17 protein-coding genes are annotated in these 18,470 nt (G+C 68.6%); 13 read left to right on the top strand and 4 right to left on the bottom strand.

Going from position 1 to position 18,470, the window contains the following annotated elements; genetic code table 11:
* Positions 1-85 precede the first annotated feature (85 nt).
* Positions 86-2,320 carry a RelA/SpoT family protein gene (locus DZG09_RS11845; RefSeq protein WP_119697909.1) on the top strand — a complete coding sequence of 745 codons (2,235 nt, stop codon included), beginning with the start codon at positions 86-88 and terminating at the stop codon, positions 2,318-2,320.
* Here the strand turns inward: DZG09_RS11845 and DZG09_RS11840 are convergent.
* The 3 genes from DZG09_RS11840 to DZG09_RS11830 form a co-directional block, all read right to left on the bottom strand.
* Positions 2,307-2,930: a hypothetical protein gene (locus DZG09_RS11840; protein ID WP_119697908.1), complete on the bottom strand. Its 624-nt coding sequence runs from the start codon at positions 2,928-2,930 to the stop codon at positions 2,307-2,309. The two genes, DZG09_RS11845 and DZG09_RS11840, sit on opposite strands and share 14 nt — an antisense overlap.
* A gap of 95 nt (positions 2,931-3,025) precedes the next feature.
* Positions 3,026-4,801, bottom strand: coding sequence for a DUF349 domain-containing protein (locus tag DZG09_RS11835; RefSeq protein ID WP_338039997.1), 1,776 nt, complete (start codon positions 4,799-4,801; stop codon positions 3,026-3,028).
* 117 nt (positions 4,802-4,918) lie between these two features.
* Positions 4,919-5,191 (bottom strand): dioxygenase, encoded by a 273-nt coding sequence (locus DZG09_RS11830; protein WP_119697907.1) that lies wholly within the window; start codon positions 5,189-5,191, stop codon positions 4,919-4,921.
* A 102-nt stretch (positions 5,192-5,293) separates the two neighbouring features.
* Between DZG09_RS11830 and DZG09_RS11825 the strand changes: the two genes are divergently transcribed.
* Positions 5,294-6,601 carry a replication-associated recombination protein A gene (locus tag DZG09_RS11825; RefSeq protein WP_119698015.1) on the top strand — a complete coding sequence of 436 codons (1,308 nt, stop codon included), beginning with the start codon at positions 5,294-5,296 and terminating at the stop codon, positions 6,599-6,601.
* Positions 6,602-6,893: 292 nt separating this feature from the next.
* Positions 6,894-7,523 (top strand): 30S ribosomal protein S4, encoded by a 630-nt coding sequence (gene rpsD / locus DZG09_RS11820; RefSeq protein WP_119697906.1) that lies wholly within the window; start codon positions 6,894-6,896, stop codon positions 7,521-7,523.
* A 169-nt stretch (positions 7,524-7,692) separates the two neighbouring features.
* Here the strand turns inward: rpsD and DZG09_RS11815 are convergent, their stop codons facing one another.
* Positions 7,693-8,331: a DUF4166 domain-containing protein gene (locus DZG09_RS11815; protein ID WP_162893297.1), complete on the bottom strand. Its 639-nt coding sequence runs from the start codon at positions 8,329-8,331 to the stop codon at positions 7,693-7,695.
* Between the two features lie 57 nt (positions 8,332-8,388).
* Here DZG09_RS11815 and DZG09_RS16630 point away from each other — a divergent pair, with 57 nt between their 5' ends.
* The 10 genes from DZG09_RS16630 (at position 8,389) to nusB (ending at position 18,425) form a co-directional block, all read left to right on the top strand.
* Positions 8,389-8,565 carry a hypothetical protein gene (locus DZG09_RS16630; RefSeq protein WP_162893296.1) on the top strand — a complete coding sequence of 59 codons (177 nt, stop codon included), beginning with the start codon at positions 8,389-8,391 and terminating at the stop codon, positions 8,563-8,565.
* 73 nt (positions 8,566-8,638) lie between these two features.
* Positions 8,639-11,305 (top strand): alanine--tRNA ligase, encoded by a 2,667-nt coding sequence (gene alaS, locus DZG09_RS11810; RefSeq protein ID WP_119697904.1) that lies wholly within the window; start codon positions 8,639-8,641, stop codon positions 11,303-11,305.
* A complete protein-coding gene (gene ruvX, locus DZG09_RS11805) occupies positions 11,302-11,766 on the top strand; it encodes a Holliday junction resolvase RuvX (RefSeq protein WP_119697903.1) in 465 nt (154 codons plus the stop codon). The genes alaS and ruvX overlap by 4 nt, the downstream gene beginning before the upstream one ends.
* A gap of 5 nt (positions 11,767-11,771) precedes the next feature.
* On the top strand, positions 11,772-13,433 hold the full coding sequence (gene mltG, locus DZG09_RS11800; protein WP_119697902.1) for an endolytic transglycosylase MltG: 1,662 nt from the start codon (positions 11,772-11,774) through the stop codon (positions 13,431-13,433).
* Between the two features lie 42 nt (positions 13,434-13,475).
* Entirely contained in the window at positions 13,476-14,327 is an 852-nt protein-coding gene (locus tag DZG09_RS11795; protein ID WP_240423978.1) for a shikimate dehydrogenase family protein, read from the top strand.
* 60 nt (positions 14,328-14,387) lie between these two features.
* The gene (gene aroC / locus DZG09_RS11790) at positions 14,388-15,602 is read left to right on the top strand and encodes a chorismate synthase (protein WP_119697900.1); all 1,215 of its coding nucleotides are present in this window, start codon (positions 14,388-14,390) and stop codon (positions 15,600-15,602) included.
* Positions 15,599-16,171 carry a shikimate kinase gene (locus tag DZG09_RS11785; RefSeq protein ID WP_119697899.1) on the top strand — a complete coding sequence of 191 codons (573 nt, stop codon included), beginning with the start codon at positions 15,599-15,601 and terminating at the stop codon, positions 16,169-16,171. The genes aroC and DZG09_RS11785 overlap by 4 nt, the downstream gene beginning before the upstream one ends.
* Positions 16,168-17,280 carry a 3-dehydroquinate synthase gene (aroB, locus tag DZG09_RS11780; protein ID WP_119697898.1) on the top strand — a complete coding sequence of 371 codons (1,113 nt, stop codon included), beginning with the start codon at positions 16,168-16,170 and terminating at the stop codon, positions 17,278-17,280. Before DZG09_RS11785 ends, aroB begins: the two co-directional genes overlap by 4 nt.
* Positions 17,281-17,447: 167 nt before the next feature.
* Positions 17,448-18,011 carry an elongation factor P gene (gene efp, locus DZG09_RS11775; protein ID WP_119697897.1) on the top strand — a complete coding sequence of 188 codons (564 nt, stop codon included), beginning with the start codon at positions 17,448-17,450 and terminating at the stop codon, positions 18,009-18,011.
* Between the two features lie 3 nt (positions 18,012-18,014).
* Positions 18,015-18,425 carry a transcription antitermination factor NusB gene (gene nusB / locus DZG09_RS11770; RefSeq protein WP_119697896.1) on the top strand — a complete coding sequence of 137 codons (411 nt, stop codon included), beginning with the start codon at positions 18,015-18,017 and terminating at the stop codon, positions 18,423-18,425.
* Positions 18,426-18,470 lie beyond the last annotated feature (45 nt).

Here is an 18,470-nt window from a genome sequence, read left to right as displayed (position 1 = left end):
CGAGGGGCGTGTCCGATCCGAGCGGTCGGGCACGCCCCTCGTCTCGGCGTAGGATGAACGGAATGGGAACACGGGGAGGCGCTGAATGACCGATACGGCCTCGAGCCCGAGCCTGCGCCGCCTCGTGCCGCGCATCTTCTCCCGTGCTCCCCGGCACGCCGACGTCGCCAAGCTCGTCGCCATCGCACGCCAGAACCACCCCAAGGGCGACTTCGCGATCATCGAGAAGGCGTACTCCGTCGCCGAGGAGAAGCACCGCGGGCAGAAGCGGCAGAGCGGCGAGCCGTACATCACACACCCTCTCGCGGTGGCGGAGATCCTGGCGGGTCTCGGCCTGGGCCCACGCGCCATCTCCGCCGCCCTCCTGCACGATACTGTCGAGGACACCGGCTATCCGCTCGAGGAACTGCGTGAGACCTTCGGCGATGAGGTCGCACTGCTCGTGGACGGCGTGACCAAGCTCGACAAGGTCAAGTACGGCGACAGCACTCAGGCCGAGACGGTCCGCAAGATGATCGTCGCGATGAGCAAGGACATCCGGGTCCTCGTCATCAAGCTCGCCGACCGCCTTCACAATGCGCGCACGTGGGGATTCGTGCCGCCGGAGAAGGCGAAGAAGAAGGCGACGGAGACTCTCGAAATCTACGCGCCGTTGGCGCACCGGCTCGGAATCCAGGCCATCAAGAGCGAGTTGGAGGACCTCTCCTTCGCGGTGCTGTACCCGAAGATCTACAACGAGATCGATGCCCTCGTGAAGCAGCGCACGCCGAAACGCGAGGAGTACGTGCGCCGCGTCATCGACGACGTCTCCGTTGATCTGCAGCAGCTGCGCATCCGGGGCTCCGTCGGCGGCAGGCCGAAGCAGCTGTACTCCGTCTACCAGAAGATGGTGGTGCGCGGCCGCGACTTCGACGACATCTACGACCTGATCGGCATCAGGGTGCTCGTGCAGACGGTGCGCGACTGCTACGCGATCCTCGGCGCGATCCACGCGCGCTGGACGCCGCTGCCCGGCCGGTTCAAGGACTACATCGCCACTCCGAAGTTCAACCTCTACCGATCGCTGCATACGACCGTGATCGGCCCCGGCGGGCGAACGGTCGAGATCCAGATCCGTACGGAGGAGATGCACCAGCAGGCCGAGTTCGGCGTGGCCGCGCACTGGAAGTACAAAGAGCGGATGAACGCCACGGGCGGCAAACTCGATGAGCGGGCGTCAGGCCAGGACATGGCGTGGCTCGCACGGATCTCCGACTGGCAGGCGGAGACGAAGGACCCGGGTGAGTTCCTCGATTCGCTGCGCTTCGAGATCGGCGCGAAGGAGGTCTACGTCTTCACGCCGAAGGGGCGCGTGATCGGGCTTCCTGCCGGTGCCACGACCGTCGATTTCGCGTACGCGGTGCACACGGAGATCGGTCACCGCACCATGGGGGCGAAGGTGAACGGGCGCCTCGTCCCGCTCGAGACGGAGCTGCGATCCGGCGACGTCGTCGAGGTGTTCACATCGAAGAACCCGGATGCCGGACCGAGCCAGGACTGGCTGGGCTTCGTCAAGAGCACCCGTGCGCGCAACAAGATCCGCGGCTGGTTCACCAGGGAGCGCCGCGACGAGGCCATCGAGCAGGGCAAGGACTCGCTGCTGCGTGCGATGAGGCGCCATCACCTTCCGCTGAAGCGGCTGAAGGACTCGCTCGGCGAGGCGGCGCACCTGCTGCACTACGACGACGTCTCCGCTCTGTATGCCGCGGTGGGCGAGGGGCACGTGTCGACGCAGTCGGTGCTCGAGAAGGTGGGAGGGCTGCTCGAGACGAGCGAGCCGGTCACCGGTCCGATCGATCTGCCGGCCACACGGCGGCCGTCGAGCGGGAACGAATCGGGCGTGCTCGTGCGCGGCGACGCGGACATCCTCGTCAAGCTCGCCAAGTGCTGCACGCCGGTGCCCGGCGACGCAATCGTGGGCTTCATCACGCGCGGCTCCGGTGTGAGTGTGCATCGAGTGGACTGCACGAACGTGAAGGCGCTGAAGAAGGACTCGGAACGACTCATAGAGGTCGAGTGGGGCGAGTCGGAACGCAGCGTCTTCCTCGTGCACATCCAGGTCGAGGCACTCGACAGGGCTGCCCTCATCGCTGATATCACGCGCGTGCTCAGCGAGCATCATGTCAACATCCTCTCCGCCAGTGTCACGACGACTCGTGAGCGCCTGGCCATCAGCCGGTACGTATTCGAGATGGGCAACTCCGTGCACCTCGACAGGGTGTTCAACGCCGTGCGCCGCATCGACGGCGTCTACGACGTGTACCGGGTCACCTCGGCGTAGTGCGCTGACGAGGCCGCTCCGCCTCTGGGGCGGCAGCGGCATCGACGCCAAGGGAGTTCAGGAGTCGCAGCGCGTCGCGCTTGTGCGGCGTGAGATGCGCGTCGAGCCAGGCGAGGGCATCGCCGAGCGTGCTGCGGTCGGAGGCGAGCGTGGCGATGGCCTGGTGCAGCGACGGGCCCGCCGAGTGGGCCGACAGCCGCCGAGGCCTGTCGTCTCGGACCGCAGCAGCGGCCAATGCGAGATCGGCGAGTGTGCATGCTCTTGTCAGCACGGCGATATCGTCCACACCGATCGCATCGCCGGGGGCGGCCGGCCGATCGCGCACCCGCAGCCCGGGCTCGCGGCGCGGATCGCGGTGGGCATTCAGCGGTTGTGCGACGTGCACGATCGGCTCGGAGTCGGTGGCGCCGTGCACCCACGCCGCGCTCATACCCACCGCGACGAGGTCTCTGCCGAAGACTTCGCGCAGCGTCGCTGCGCGAAGAGCCGGTGCGTCGACGGCGTCTGCCGGCATGTAGCCGCCGCCGAGCTCGAACACGTCGCCGTCGAGACGCGCGGCGCAGAGTTCCGTCTGGCTGAGCCGCTCGATCCGGATGAGGTGGCTGGTCACGACTCCAGGCTCGCGCGCCCCGGTCTCATTCGGAACCCCTGTGGAGAACAGTCGCCCCCGGCACGCGGCCAGAGGCGACTGTTGAGGAAACTGTGTCAGCCGATTGCGCGCAACCAGGCGCGCCGTGCCTCGAGCGCTTCGCGCGCCTTGTCGATCCTGCGCCTGTCGCCTGTTGCCTCAGCGGCGGAGAGATCCGCTTCGAGCGCGGCGATCGCGTCCTCCAGCTTCTGGGACATGTCGTTCGCGCGTGCCCTGGTGCGGGGATCGTTCTTCTTCCAGTCGACCTCTTCACGACGCTTCAGATCCTGCTCGATCTGGCGCATCTTGCCGTCGAGGGCGCGTTCCGCCTCGCGCGGGAAGATGCGGCCGACGTCCTCCCAGCGGTCCTGGATGTTCGTGAGCAGTTTGCGCGCCTTGACCAGATCCTTCTCATCGGAGACCGCTGCCGCTTCGCGCAGCAGCTCCTCGCGAGCGGCGATGCGCGGCTGCGACTCCGCCTGTTCGGCAGCGTCGCGCTCGGCGCGGGCGCCGTACAGCAGATCGCCTGCCGTCTTGAAACGCGCCCACAGCGAGTCGTCGGTCTTGCGGCCGGCACGGCCAGCGGCCTTCCACTCGTCGAGGAGTGCGCGGTAGGCGGGAATGCCCTGTTCGCCCTGCGGCGCGAGCGCCTCGGCCCGCTCCACGATGCGCGCCTTGCGGTCGCGAGCAGTCTTGTGCTCTTCGTCGAGCTGGGCGAAGAACGCGCGGCGATTGCGTTCAAAGGTCGCACGCGAATCGCGGAACCGCTTCCAGAGCGCCTGAGCCACAGACTTCGGAAGGCGCGGACCGGTCTTCTGGTGGTTCTGCCACTCCGCGAAGACCGTGTCGAGCTCGGCCGAGGCCTGCTTCCACTGCACCTGCTTCGGATCGCGGGCCGCGAGTTCCTCGACCTTCACGACGATGGACTCGCGCTCGGCGATGGCTGCGTCGAGGGCGGCACGGTTGGCCGCGGCCTCCTCCTCGCTCGCTTCGGCGAGCGCAGCGGTGAGTGCGTCGAGGCGGCCGGCGAGACCGAGGAGATCACCGACGGCCGCGGCACCGACGACCTCGCCCTTCAGCGCGGCAGCCTGTTTGCGCAGGTCGGAGGCGGATGCACCGCCGGTTGCATGACGCTGTTCGAGCGTGACGACGCGGACCTCGAGATCGTTGAACTTGCGTACGAAATAGGCCAGTGCCTCTTCCGGCGTGCCATCGGGATACTCGCCGACGACGCGCCAGTCGTCGCCCTCGCGGACGGCAACGGTGCCGTCGGATTCGATGCGGCCCCACTGCTCCGCCTCCGCCGCAGAAGTCGTCGGCACGGCGGGTGCTGTGGGAGCGACGGGGGCGTTGGGGTGGGGGACCGCCGCCGGTGTGGGGCGGGGCATCGGCCTCGGCACCGCGGCGGGTGTCGGAATCGGTGCGGCGGGAGCCGACTCAGGTGCGTCTGCGGCAGCCGTCGATTCGCCCGCGGTCCCTGTGTTCGAGGCGTTCTGCGGGGCCTCAGCGGCCAGAGGCGATGCTCCGGCGGGTTCTGCCTCTGTCGACGACGCGTCGGCAGAGGCGATCTTCTCGCCAGCCGATTCATCCGGTGCGTCCTGCGCGACTTCGGGCGCCGGGGCCTCAGCGGATTCCGCTTGGGCCTGCGCCTCCTCAGAGGAGACCTGCGTCGACTCCGCGTCGTCCGTCGCCGCTTCCACCGCGGACGCTGTCGCCTCGGCGTCGGTCTGCGTCGCGTTCGGATCGATCTCCGGAGCGGTCGTCGCGGCGGCGGGCTGCGGTGTCTCGGCCGGCGCCGCGGCCGAGTGCTCCGGCGTGGTGCTGTCGTCGTTGGTGTGGTCGGGGGTGCTCACTTTGGGGCTCCTTGGGCGGCGAACCGCAGAAAGGACGAGGGACGGGCCCAGCCTACGGGATTCGCGTGCGGAAATGTCTGCCGGATGCCCGCTGCGGTGCGGGGCATCCGGGTCTGCTCACTCGCCGAGCGGCAGCGGCGTGGGCTCCTGAGAGGGCACATCCGTCGTGGACGTCGGGGCGGGTTCGAGCTCCGCCACGCCCGGTCCTGCGCCGTAATAGGCGATCTGTGCACCGATCGCGGCCGCGAGCACGATGGCTCCTGCAGCCGAGGCGACGATGTTGTCTCGCTTCCTGCGCCGTTGCTGCTGTTTATGCATCGAGGTGCGGGCGATGTACCGCTGGGCGCGTTCGCGCTCCTCGCGCTGCGTCTTCGACTTGCCGTGTGCCACGCGACGAGCCTACCGTCACGTCGCGATGTCCGATGCCCCGCGTAGGCTGAAGGAGTGACGAACACCGCACTTTTCACGGGCCAGACGCCTCTCGCCGTGCGGATGCGTCCGGTGTCTCTCGACGAAGTGGCCGGGCAGGCGCATCTTCTGAAGCCGGGGTCGCCGATCGTGGCGCTCGCAGACCCCGCTGCGGCGAAGCCGGGAACGGTCTCGGTGATCCTGTGGGGTCCCCCCGGCACCGGGAAGACGACGCTTGCGCAGGCGATCGCGCGCTCATCCGGTCGTCGATTCGTCGAGCTCTCGGCGATCACCGCCGGGGTGAAGGACGTGCGAGAGGTGATGAAGGAAGCGCTCGATCAGCGCGACCTGTACGGCCAGTCGACGATCCTGTTCCTCGACGAGATCCATCGCTTCACCAAGGCTCAGCAGGACGCACTGCTCCCGGGCGTTGAGAACGGGTGGGTCATCCTCATCGCGGCGACGACAGAGAATCCGTCGTTCTCCGTGATCTCTCCGCTGCTGTCGCGTTCGCTGCTGCTCACCCTGAAGCCGCTCACCGACGACGATCTCGGAGCGCTCATCGACCGTGCGCTCACCGATGCACGGGGGCTGCAGGGGCAGGTCGAACTGGCGCCGGAAGCGCGGGCAGGGTTGATCCAGCTGGCCAGCGGAGACGCCCGTCGGGCGCTGACGGCCCTCGAGGCGGCGGCAGGCGTCAGCGTTTCGGAGCGCGCCGAGGCGGAAGAGGCACCGGACGGTGAGGGTCTCCCGGTCACACGGGTGACCGAGAGTCATGTGGAACAGGCGGTCGACAGGGCGCTGCTGCGCTACGACCGCCAGGGCGACGAGCACTACGACGTCATCAGCGCGTTCATCAAATCGATCCGCGGCTCGGATCCGGATGCCGCCGTGCACTATTTGGCGCGGATGATCGAAGCGGGGGAGGACGCTCGGTTCATTGCGCGCCGCCTCGTGGTGCACGCGGCGGAAGACATCGGTCTCGCCGATCCTCGGGCGCTGCAGATCGCGTCCGCTGCAGCCGACGCCGTGGCATTCATCGGCATGCCGGAAGGGCGCATTCCGCTTGCCGAGGCGACCATCTACCTCGCCACGGCGCCGAAGTCGCCTGCGACGATCAACGCGATCGATCAGGCCCTCACAGATGTTCGTGCCGGAAAGATGGGGCCCGTTCCGCTCCACCTGCGCGACGCGCACTACGCGGGCGCGAAGCGCCTCGGCCACGGTAAGGGCTACGCCTACCCGCACGACAGCGATATCGGCGTCGTGGCGCAGCAGTACCTCCCGGATGTGCTGCGCGGCCGTCGCTACTACGAACCGCGCCCGCTGGGCGGCGAGCGTGAGATCGGTGAACGGCTGGAGAAGATCCGGCGCATCATCGGCGGTGCCTGACGGGCGACGCCGATGATGCGCGGAATTTTCGGCGGGCCACGCAGGCTGCAGCAGCTGCTTCGGTGTTCTCCCGCCTCGTGGACGGGGCGAGTTTCTCGGCTCGTCGTCTGAACGCTCGCACCATCAGCGCCGTGCACGCCGACCGTTCGTCTGTCTGGTAAGCTTGATCGGCTCGAACTTCGGGCACACCCCGCTGCATGATCCAGACGGCAGTCCGGCGTACGCCGTCATCCGGAGAAGCGGGGATGTACGTCCGTAGGCACGCGAAAGTCGCGGCCACGTGAAAGGAATCATGACTACGAAGTCCCAGGACCGCCGCAAGGTTCGCCTCTCCCGCGCGCTCGGCGTTGCGCTCACGCCCAAGGCCGCTCGCTACATGGAGAAGCGCCCCTACGGCCCCGGCCCGCACGGCCGGACGAAGCGCAAGTCCGACAGCGACTATGCGGTTCGTCTCAAGGAGAAGCAGCGTCTGCGCGAGCAGTACGGCATCCGTGAGAAGCAGCTCCGCATCGCCTTCAACGAGGCGCGCCGCACCGACGGTCTGACCGGTGAGAACCTCGTCGAGCTGCTTGAGATGCGTCTCGACGCGCTCGTGCTGCGTTCGGGCTTCGCCCGCACGACCTCGCAGGCTCGCCAGTTCGTCGTGCACCGTCACATCCTCGTCGACGGCAAGATCGTCGATCGTCCGTCGTTCCGTGTGAAGCCGGGCCAGACGATCCACGTCAAGGAGCGCAGCGAGGGCACCGAGCCGTTCCAGGTCGCAGCAGCCGGCGGCCACGCCGAGGTGCTGCCCCCGGTCCCCGGCTACCTCGAGGTCGAGCTCGACAAGCTCCAGACCAAGCTGGTCCGCCGTCCCAAGCGCGCCGAGGTCCCCGTCACGTGTGACGTGCAGCTCGTCGTCGAGTACTACGCAGCTCGCTGACGCGGTCGTCGATGGGCGCCGGGGAGCACCCCGGCGCCCTTCGTGCGTCCTGCGCCGCGGCTGCGCCTCAGATCCGGTGCGCGGAACTGCGATTCCGCCGACGTTCTGGCGCAACTCGGCACACGGGAAGCGATCCGGGGTCGGCAGGGCCGGGCCGGAAGCCGGCGGGTCAGGGGCGGCGGATGTGCCAGCGGAAGCTGCCACGGTACGTCAGGACGGTGCCGAGCAGCGGGTTCCTGGCAAGCGCACGAACTGTCTGGCATCCGGTGTCGTCATCGAAGCCGTCTTCGACCTGCACACTCACGGAGAAGAGGCCTGGCAGCGAGATGCGCAGGCGCCCGAGCTTCAGCACTGCGCGCTCCGACCGCAGCCGGAGGTGTCCCTCGGGCGTCGCCTCGCACCGCAGAGTCAGCTCTACGCGCTGTGCTGCGCCGAGCCGGTTCACCAGGGTACCCGGTTGCTCTCCGACGCGGAGCACGTCGACGAACGTCTCCGTGCGCTGCGCGAAGCGGAACGTGCGCGTCGCATGCAGTTCGGCGACGCCGTCGACTCCCTGCTCGAGCCGGTTCTCCACGTGGAAGGGCACGTCGGCGCCGTAGGACGTGATCATCAGGTGGGAGCCGACGAACGGCCGCGCCAGCAGACCGAGGCGACCCCAGCGGCTCCCCGCGACTGCGAACACACCGTCGCAGACCGCGACGCCGTCACCGGGACCGGCTGCGTACTGCGCGACCTCCGGACGGAGCGCATCGGCGGCCGGCCCGAGTGCGGCGAGGAGCACGGATCGAGGGAACGGCGTTCTCGTCACTCTCCGCACACTATCGGTCGGTACGATGGTCAGAACGCACATCTTGGGAAGGGCGACATGAAAAGCTTGCTGTGGTTCCTGCTCGGCATCATCGGCGGATTCGTCGCCGCCCACTTCATGAACAAGGATCCGCGCGGGCACGAGCTGCTCGGCAGGGTCGACGCACGGGTGACGGAGTTCACCGACCGGCTCAGCGAGGCGTACTACGCCGAGCAGGGTCGGCGCGACGCCTGAACCAGCGATCCACTACGAGGCCGTTTCGCGCGGCCCGGCCCCGCTCGCATCAGCAAGGACACGACACGCACTTATGAAGACCGCCGACATCGCGCAGCTCTACCTCGACTACTTCGAGAAGAACGACCACCAGATCGTTCCGTCGGCGTCGCTGGTCAGCGATGACCCCACGCTGATGTTCACCGTCGCAGGTATGGTGCCGTTCATCCCGTATCTGACGGGCGTGGTTCCTGCTGCGCACTCGCGCATCGCCGACGTGCAGAAGTGCATCCGCACGAACGACATCGAAGAGGTCGGCAAGACCGCCAGGCACGGCACGTTCTTCCAGATGCTGGGCAACTGGTCCTTCGGCGACTACTTCAAGCGCGGCGCCATCGAGTACGCATGGGAGCTGCTGACCAGGAGCGACTCGGACGGCGGACTCGGTTTCGACGAGAAGGACCTGTGGGTCACGATCTACGAGACGGACGACGAGGCGCACGACATCTGGCGCAACGTCATCGGACTCGATGAGAAGCGCATTCAGCGTCTCGGCCGCGCGGACAACTACTGGCACACCGGCCAGCCGGGGCCGGGCGGTCCCGATTCCGAGATCTTCTTCGACCGCGGGCCGAAGTACGGACGCGACGGCGGGCCGGCGGTGGACGACAGTCGGTTCATCGAGATCTGGAATCTCGTGTTCATGCAGGACCGCCTCGAGAACGTGCGCAGCAAGACGGAGTTCGACATCGTCGGCGGCCTGCCGCAGAAGAACATCGACACCGGCATGGGGCTCGAGCGCGTCGCGTTCCTGAAGCAGGGCGTCGAGAACATGTACGAGAGCGACCAGGTCCGTCCCGTGCTCGACCGCGCCAGCGAGCTGAGCGGCAGGCGCTACGGAGCCGCGCGCGAAGACGACGTGCGCTTCCGCGTGATCGCCGATCACGTGCGCTCGTCGCTGATGCTGCTCTCGGACGGTGTCACACCCGCGAACGAAGGGCGCGGCTACATCCTGCGCCGGCTCATGCGCCGGACGGTGCGCTCGATGCGCCTGCTCGGCGTGGAAGAAGCGACCTTCCCGGAGCTGTTCGCCACATCGCGCGATGCGATGAAGCAGACCTATCCCGAGCTCGAGACCGACTGGGACAGGATCTCCGCCTATGCCTTCGCGGAGGAGGAGACTTTCCTGCGCACGCTGAGTGCCGGATCGACGATTCTCGACACCGCCGTCGAGAAGGCCGCCACCGCGGGAAGGAAGGGCCTCGCCGGCGACCAGGCGTTCCTGCTGCACGACACGTACGGCTTCCCGATCGACCTCACCGTCGAGATCGCGGAGGAGGCTGGCCTCACCGTCGACCGAGATGCGTTCGACGGCCTGATGCAGGCGCAGAGGCAGCGCGCGAAGGATGACGCCCGATCGCGCAAGCGCGCCATCGCGGACGTCGGCGTGTACAGCCAGTTCCGGGCCAAGGGGGAGACGGTCTTCACGGGCTACGACGACCTCGAGACGTCCACGAGCGTGCTCGGCCTCATCGTCGATGGTTCGCCCGCTCAGTCGGCGACCACCGGGCAGACCGCCGAGGTGATTCTGGCGGAGACCGCGCTCTACGCGGAGTCGGGCGGTCAGGTCGCCGACAAGGGCACGATCGTCGGCCCCGGCTACGAACTCGACGTGCTCGATGTGCAGCGACCCGTGTCGGGGCTCGTCAGCCACACGGTGCTCGTCACGAGCGGCGAGGTCGGCGTCGACCAGCCGGCCACGACCGTCGTCGACGCCGCCAACCGTCGCGCGGCAGAGCGCGCGCACTCCGCAACGCACCTCGTGCACGCCGCCCTGCGCGACACGCTCGGCAAGGGAGCGACCCAGGCGGGCTCCCTCAACAGAGCCGGCTACCTGCGCTTCGACTTCTCCTGGGGGCAGGCCCTCTCCGACGCGACGAAGAGCGAGATCGAGGAGATCGCGAACAACGCGGTCGGCGCGAACCTCGAGGTCTCCACTCGGGTGCTGTCGCTCGACGATGCGAAGTCGGCCGGCGCCACGGCGCTTTTCGGCGAGAAGTACGGCGAGAAGGTCCGGATGGTCGACATCGGCGGACCGTGGTCGCGCGAGCTGTGCGGGGGCACGCATGTGTCGTCCAGCGCGGAGGTCGGGCTCATCTCGCTGACCAGCGAGTCCTCCGTGGGCGCGGCGAACCGTCGCGTCGAGGCGCTCGTCGGCCAGGACGCCTTCCGCGAACTCACCCGTGAACGCGCCCTCGTCACCGAGCTGAGCAGCTCGCTGAGGACGCCGCGGGACAAGCTCGCCGAGCGCGTCTCAGAACTCGCGGCAAACCTGAAGGCCGCTGAGAAGAAGATCGCGCAGTTCGAGCAGCAGGCGCTGCAGCAGCGTGTTCCCGAGCTTGCCGGCAGGGCCGCAGCCGCCGGACGCGTCGCCCTCGTCGCGGAGTCGATCGGTGCCGTCTCCTCAGGTGACGACGTGCGCAGCCTCGTCACCCAGGTGCGCGAGCGCCTCGGCTCGGAGCCGGCGGTCGTGGCACTCGTCGGCGAGGCGAACGGTCGCCCCGTCGTCGTGGTCGCCACGAACGAGGGGGCTCGCGACGCGGGTGCCAGGGCCGGCGACCTGGCCAAGGCCGCAAGCTCCGTGCTCGGCGGCGGCGGCGGCGGCAAACCCGATCTCGCTCAGGGCGGCGGCACCGACGCGGCGGCCATCCCCGCCGCGCTCGAGGCTGTGCGACGGGCGGCGGAGGCACTGCAGTCGTGACGGACTTCCGGCGGGGCGTCCGCATCGGCATCGACCCCGGCAAGGCCCGTGTCGGCGTCGCTCGCGTCGACCCGGACGGCATGCTCGCCGTGCCGGTGGAGACTGTGCCGCGCGACGAGCGAGCCATCGCCCGCGTCCTCGATATCGCTGCCGAGTACGAGCCGATCGAGTTCGTCGTGGGGCTGCCGCTCAACCTTCGCGGCGACGACACTCCGTCGACTCAGGATGCCCGTGACTTCGCCGCGGAACTGGCCGCGCGCGGCGAGGTGCCGGTTCGGCTCGTCGATGAGCGCTTGTCCACCGTCACGGCCCATCAGGCGCTGCGGCAATCCGGGAGAAGCCAGAAAGGGTCTCGTAAGGTAGTGGATCAGGTGGCCGCGGTCGTGCTCCTGCAGCACGCGGTCGACAGTGAGAAGAGCACCGGCGCCCCCGCCGGCGAGCCCGTTTCCCTCCCGGAGTGACGCAGATGACCGACGACCCGCAGCCCGACGAGCCAGGCCGGCCGCTGTCGCGCCGTGAGGCGCGCGAGCGCGCACGGGCGCAGCAGGCCGATGAATCGGCGGCAGACGTTCCGGATGAGCGTGAGGCGTCGGCCCCGACCGACGCCGACGCGGCGCCCCCGGACAACCGCCGCACCGAGCGAGTCGAGGCGTCGGAGCCCACCGGGAAAGCCGCCTCGGCCGGCCCGGCGACGGGCGAGGAGACGAGCGGTCCCGACTCTGCCGCGGAACGGGCCGAGCCCGGCCCCACGGCGTCTGTCTCGCCGGATCGACGCGAGGGTGCCGGAGACGGAGCGAACGAGGCGACGCCGGAAGCTGACGGCAACGGCCTCGGAACGTCTCTCCGGCACGAGGACGCCGACGATCCGGCCGAGGCTGCGGCAGCCGACGGCACGAAGCGGGTCGCGCGTGAGGACGCGGAGAGCGGCTCAGCCGCCACACGCAGAACTCGCAGCGACGCGCCGGCCGGTCCCGCGCGAACGATGCCCGAGGGCAGCTCGATCGAGGCACTGCTGCACAGCGAACCAGAGGAGCGCCCGCGCAGACGGGGCAAGGGCTGCCTGATCGCCGCGATCATCGTGCTCGTGCTCGTGGGCGGGCTTGCAGCGGGCGGCGTGTGGGCCTGGAGCACCTACGGGGACCGGATCCAGGAGGTGCTCGGTCTGGACGGCCCGCACGACTACGAGGAGGGTGAGGCATCCGGCGAAGTGTTCATCACGGTGGACAAAGGCGACACGGGCGAAGCCATCTCTCCGAAGCTGTTCGACGCGGGCGTCACACTCGAGTCCGATTCCTTCACCCGCTACCTGCGCGAGAACGAGCTGAATCCGAAGCTGTACCCCGGTGTGTACCAGCTGCAGCAGAAGATGACCAGCGCTGCGGTCGTCGAAGCGCTGGACGATCCTGAGAACCGTCAGGAGAACACGGTGCAGCTGCCGGAGGGGCTCACGGTGGAGGCGTCCATCACCCGCATCTCCGACAGCATCGAGGTGTCGGCCTCCGACCTCGAGGAGGCGACGGCGGACCCGTCGCAGTACGGCGTGGACGCCGACAGCCTCGAGGGCTGGCTCTTCCCCGCGACCTACACCTTCGATCCGGATGCCTCGGCACAGGACGTCGTGCAGCGGCTCGTCGACCGCACCAGGGAGTCGCTCGACTCGGCGGGTGTGTCGGACGAGGACGTGCACGAGGTGCTCACGATCGCATCGATCATCCAGCGCGAGGCGCGCTTCGAAGACGACTTCTACAAGGTCTCCCGCGTGATCCACAACCGGCTCGACTCCGACACATGGGGCGACACGAACGGTCTCCTGCAGATGGACTCGACCGTGCAGTACGGCTACGGCGAGGCGCACGCAGGCTCCGCGTCCACATCGGCCGAGGCGCGCAACGACGACAACCCGTGGAACACGTATATGCACGTCGGGCTGCCTGCCGGCCCTATCTCGAACCCCGGTGATCTTGCGATCGACGCCGCCATGAATCCGGTCGACGGGCCGTGGCTGTACTTCGTGAGCGTGAATCTGAACACCGGGGAGACGAAGTTCTCCACCGACTACGCCGAACACGAGCAGAACGTCTCCGAGTGGGTGCAGTGGTGCTCGGAGAACCCCGACGCCGGATGCTGAGGAGCGAGCGGAATGCAGGACGCGCTTCGGAATGAGTCGCACGTGACCGCACCGATCGACGGAGGCAGCCGTCTCGCGGTGTGGGGCGACCCGATCGACCACAGCCGTTCGCCGCAGCTGCACGCTGCGGCGCACCGAGCGCTCGGACTCGACTGGTCCTTCGACCGGCGGAGGGTCGATCGTGCCGGTCTCGATGCCGCCCTGGCCTCCCTGAACGGGGAGTGGCGCGGGCTCGCGCTCACGATGCCGCTCAAGGAGGGCGCATTCGCCGCCGCTCGCGCCCGCGACAGGCACGCGGAGCTGACCGGAGCGGTGAACACGCTGCTTTTCGCCGGTGACGGCACCGCAGCCCGACCGCGCGGGTTCAACACCGACGTCGGCGGCATCGTGCGCGCACTGGACGAGGTGCAGCTCGGCGGCGCAGAGCACGTCAGGATTCTCGGAGCCGGTGCCACCGCGGGCTCGGCGCTCGTGGCGGCGGCCGAGTCCGGCGCACGCCGGGTGCAGGTGGTCGCCCGCCGTGCCGAGCGTGCGGCGGCGCTGGTCGAGCTGGGGGAGAGGGCAGGAATCCGGGTCGAGGCCGCGGCATTCGACGCGGTCACCGGCGCCGCCGATGTCACGATCGCCACGCTCCCCGGAGGAGCGGAGATGCCGGCCGAGCACCTCGTCCGCCTTGCGGGCACGGGCGGCACGCTGTTCGACGTGGCCTACGACCCGTGGCCGTCCGCGCTCGCGCGTCGCTGGGAGGCAGACGTCGTCTCCGGGCTCGGCATGCTGCTGCACCAGGCCGTGCTGCAGGTGCGCATCTTCGTGTCGGGGGAGCGCAGCGAGCCGCTCCCTGGCGAGGAAGCCGTGCTCGCGGCGATGCGCGAGGCACTCGCCGGTCCGCGCTGACCCACGAGATACCCGCGGCCGTGGCGCAGCACGCCTCGAACGCATGGGAAGATGGAGCCTATGCTCCGTGTCATGACGGCCGGCGAATCGCACGGCCCCGAACTCATCGCCGTTATGGAGGGTCTGCCCGCCGGCGTCCCGCTCCTCGCCGAGCAGATCCAACAGGATCTGCAGCGTCGCAAACTGGGCTATGGCCGCGGCTCCCGGATGAAGTTCGAGCAGGACGAGCTGACGCTCTCCTCCGGCGTCAGACACGGCTACACGATGGGCAGCCCGATCGCCCTGCGCATCGGCAACACCGAGTGGCCGAAGTGGACCGAGGTGATGAGCGCTGCTCCCGTCGAACTCACCGAGAAGTCCCGGGGCCGCGGCGCTCCGCTCACTCGCCCGCGCCCTGGGCACGCCGACTTCGTCGGCATGCAGAAGTACGGCTTCGATGAGGCCCGCCCGATTCTCGAGCGCGCCAGCGCCCGAGAGACGGCTGCCCGTGTCGCTCTCGGCGCCGTCGCCCGTTCGTTCCTGGGCGAGCTGGGCATCCGACTCGTCAGCCACACTCTCTCCATAGGCCCGGTGCGGGTGCCCGACGGCTCTGCGCTGCCGCATCCGGATGACGTCGCCGCACTCGACGCCGACCCGCTGCGGTGCTTCGACGCCGCGACGAGCGAGCGGATGGTGGCCGAAGTCGACGACGCCCGCAAAGCAGGCGACACGCTCGGCGGCGTCGTCGAGGTGCTTGCGTACGGGCTCCCGCCGGGGCTCGGCTCTCATGTGCAGTGGGACCGACGGCTCGACGGCAAGCTCGCCCAGGCGCTGATGAGCATCCAGGCGATGAAGGGCGTCGAGGTCGGCGACGGGTTCGAGACCTCGCGCCGCCGCGGTTCGGCCGCGCACGACGAACTGTTCGTGACCGACGACGGCGTCGGGCGCGGGTCGGGTCGTGCAGGCGGCACCGAGGGTGGGATGTCGACGGGCACGGCACTGCGCGTGCGTGCGGCCATGAAGCCGATCGCGACCGTGCCGCGTGCACTGCGCACCGTCGACGTCGCCACGGGCGAGGAGTCCACCGCTCACCACCAGCGCTCCGATGTGTGCGCCGTGCCGGCCTCGGGCGTGGTCGCCGAGGCGATGGTCGCCATCGTGCTCGCCGAGACCGTCATCGAGAAGTTCGGCGGTGACTCGCTGGCCGAGACGCGCCGCAATCTCGATGGCTACCTCGCTGCGATCCCTGACGAGCTGCGCACGACGAACGACGACTCCGTCGCGCCGGACGCATGACGGACGACGCACCGACCGCCCTACCGGGCCCGTTCGAACAGGGGGCACCCGTGCGTCCGCTGCTCGTGCTGGTCGGCCCGATGGGTGCCGGGAAGTCCGCGATCGGCCGCAAGACGGCGAAGATGCTCGGCGTGCCGTTCAGAGACACCGATTCGATCGTCGTGCAGCAGCACGGTCCGATTGCCGACATCTTCGTCGAGCAGGGTGAGACGACGTTCCGTGCATACGAGCACGAAGCGGTTCTCGCCTCGCTCTCACAGGACGGCGTCGTCGCGCTCGGCGGCGGCTCGCTGACGCACGACGGCACGCGGGAGGCACTGTCCGGCCACAGGGTCGTGCTGCTGACCGTCTCCGACACGGCCATCGCCGGGCGTCTGCGCGGTCAGAAGCGACCGCTGCTCAACCGCAGCGACAGCGACCCGCTCGCCGAGTGGATCCGGATCAGGGACGAGCGCATGCCGACGTACCGCGCGGTCTCCACACTGGAGATCGACACATCGACGGGCCCGATCCAGCACGTCGTCGATCGCATCGTCGACTGGGTCAGAGAGCAGGAGGAATCCGAATGAGCGATGTCACGGAGATCCGCGTGAGCGGCGCGACGGGCTACGACATCAGGATCGGCCGCGGGCTCGTCGCCGAAGTGCGCGAGGCGCTGCCGGAGAACGCCAAGAAGGTGCTCGTCGTGCACCCCCCGACGCTGCAGAAGGAGGCCGACACCCTGCGCGAGAGCCTGCTGAGCGAGCGCGAGGTGCTGCTGGCGGAGATCCCGGATGCTGAACAGGGCAAGCGCATCGAGGTCGCCTCGTTCTGCTGGCAGATCATGGGGCAGGCCGACTTCACCCGCACCGACGCGGTGATCGGCTTCGGCGGCGGCGCGGTGACCGATCTCGCCGGGTTCGTGGCGGCCAGCTGGCTGCGAGGCGTGAAGGTCGTGCAGGTTCCCACCACGGTTCTCGGCATGGTCGACGCGGCGGTCGGCGGCAAAACGGGCGTCAACACGGCCGAGGGCAAGAACCTCGTCGGTGCGTTCTGGGCGCCGCACGTCGTGCTGTGCGATCTGGACCTGCTCGCGAGCCTTCCTCGCAATGAGGCCGTCGCGGGATACGCCGAGGTGGTGAAGGCGGGTTTCATCCGGTATCCGGAGATCCTCGACATCATCGAGGCCGACCCCGAGCGAGCGACGGACGTCGGAAGCGACGAGTTCCGCCGGACGATCGAGCTCGCCATCCGGATGAAGGCCGACATCGTCGGCGAGGACTTCCGTGAGTCCGGTGTGCGAGAGCACCTGAACTACGGGCACACGCTCGGCCACGCGATCGAACACGCCGAGCGCTACCAGTGGCGACACGGCGCAGCGGTCTCCATCGGCATGATGTTCGCCGCCGAGCTCTCCCGGCTGGCCGGGCGGCTCTCAGACGCCGCCGTGGACAGGCACCGAGCCGTGCTCGAGTCGCTGGGGCTGCCGACGACCTACCGGATCGGGGCGTGGAAGCAGCTGCTGGCGACGATGCAGCGCGACAAGAAGGCCCGCGCCGGAATGCTGCGGTTCATCGTGCTCGACGACATCGCCAAACCCACCGTGCTGCAGGCCCCAGATGAGTCCCTCCTGTACGCCGCCTACCTCGAGGTGGCCGAAGATCCCCAGCCCCCCATCCGCACCACCACCTCCCTCTGACGCCCCAACTCTTCATTTCTGGCACATCTCCGGATGGGTGGCCCAGCAGATTCGTGCCAGAAATGAAGAGACGCGCGGGGCGGGGGAGCACATGCGGCAACCCGTACAATGGGTTGTCGGGCCGCGCGCCCTGGCAACTCGACACGAGACGAAACGGAATCTCCTTCATGGCATCCACCGCAGACATCCGCAATGGCGTCGTTCTTTCGATCGACGGCCAGCTCTGGAGCATTGTGGAGTTCCAGCACGTGAAGCCGGGCAAGGGCGGGGCCTTCGTCCGCACGAAGATGAAGAACGTCGTCTCGGGCAAGATCATCGACAAGACGTTCAACGCGGGTGCCAAGGTCGACGTGCAGACTGTCGATCGCAGCGACTACCAGTACCTGTACAACGACGGCGACTCGTTCTTCTTCATGGACCAGCGCGACTACGACCAGATCAACGTGCCTGCGGCGGTCGTCGGCGACGCCTCGCGATTCATGCTCGAGAACATGATCGTCACGATCGCGATGCACGACGGTCAGCCGCTGTACATCGAGCTCCCGCCGTCGATCGTGCTCGAGATCACCTACACCGAGCCGGGTCTGCAGGGCGACCGTTCCAACGCGGGCACCAAGTCGGCCACGGTGGAGACGGGCGCCGAGATCCAGGTGCCGCTGTTCCTGAACGAAGGCACCAAGGTCAAGGTCGACACCCGCACGGGCGACTACCTCGGCCGCGTGAACGACTGACCATTGAGCGCACGCACCAAGGCGCGCAAGCGCGCCCTCGACATCCTGTTCTCCGCCGACGTCCGCGGGGATACGCTGCCGCAGGCACTCGCGACCGCCGCCGAGCGCGCCGCAAGCGAGCCCGAGCGACAGGCGTCATGGCTGTATGCCCGTGAGATCGTCGACGGCGTCATCGACAACGGTGACGAGATCGATGAGCAGATCGAGACGCACAGCCGTGAATGGCGACTGGACCGGATGCCCACAGTCGACCGCGCTCTGCTGCGCATCGGGGCATGGGAGATCCTCTGCAACGACGAGGTCGACGCCGCCGTGGCGATCAACGAGGCCGTGGAACTCGCCAAGGAGCTCTCCACTGACGAGTCCAGCGGGTTCGTGCACGGCGTGCTCGCACGCATCGAAAAGGCGAACTGACCGCGCTGCCGAGATGCGCACTTCTCGTCGAGATGCGCCGGTTCT

Origin of the sequence: Microbacterium halotolerans, assembly GCF_003569805.1 — a bacterium.
Taxonomy (GTDB): domain Bacteria; phylum Actinomycetota; class Actinomycetes; order Actinomycetales; family Microbacteriaceae; genus Microbacterium; species Microbacterium halotolerans.
Note: the sequence above shows the minus strand (reverse complement) of the source record. Positions and strands in the feature narration are given on the sequence as shown.

Coding starts and splice junctions, on each gene's coding strand:
- DZG09_RS11845 (WP_119697909.1), top strand. CDS start 86: ATGACCGATACGGCCTCGAGCCCGAGCCTGCGCCGCCTCGTGCCGCGC.
- DZG09_RS11825 (WP_119698015.1), top strand. CDS start 5,294: ATGCGTCCGGTGTCTCTCGACGAAGTGGCCGGGCAGGCGCATCTTCTG.
- rpsD (WP_119697906.1), top strand. CDS start 6,894: ATGACTACGAAGTCCCAGGACCGCCGCAAGGTTCGCCTCTCCCGCGCG.
- DZG09_RS16630 (WP_162893296.1), top strand. CDS start 8,389: ATGAAAAGCTTGCTGTGGTTCCTGCTCGGCATCATCGGCGGATTCGTC.
- alaS (WP_119697904.1), top strand. CDS start 8,639: ATGAAGACCGCCGACATCGCGCAGCTCTACCTCGACTACTTCGAGAAG.
- mltG (WP_119697902.1), top strand. CDS start 11,772: ATGACCGACGACCCGCAGCCCGACGAGCCAGGCCGGCCGCTGTCGCGC.
- aroC (WP_119697900.1), top strand. CDS start 14,388: ATGCTCCGTGTCATGACGGCCGGCGAATCGCACGGCCCCGAACTCATC.
- DZG09_RS11785 (WP_119697899.1), top strand. CDS start 15,599: ATGACGGACGACGCACCGACCGCCCTACCGGGCCCGTTCGAACAGGGG.
- aroB (WP_119697898.1), top strand. CDS start 16,168: ATGAGCGATGTCACGGAGATCCGCGTGAGCGGCGCGACGGGCTACGAC.
- efp (WP_119697897.1), top strand. CDS start 17,448: ATGGCATCCACCGCAGACATCCGCAATGGCGTCGTTCTTTCGATCGAC.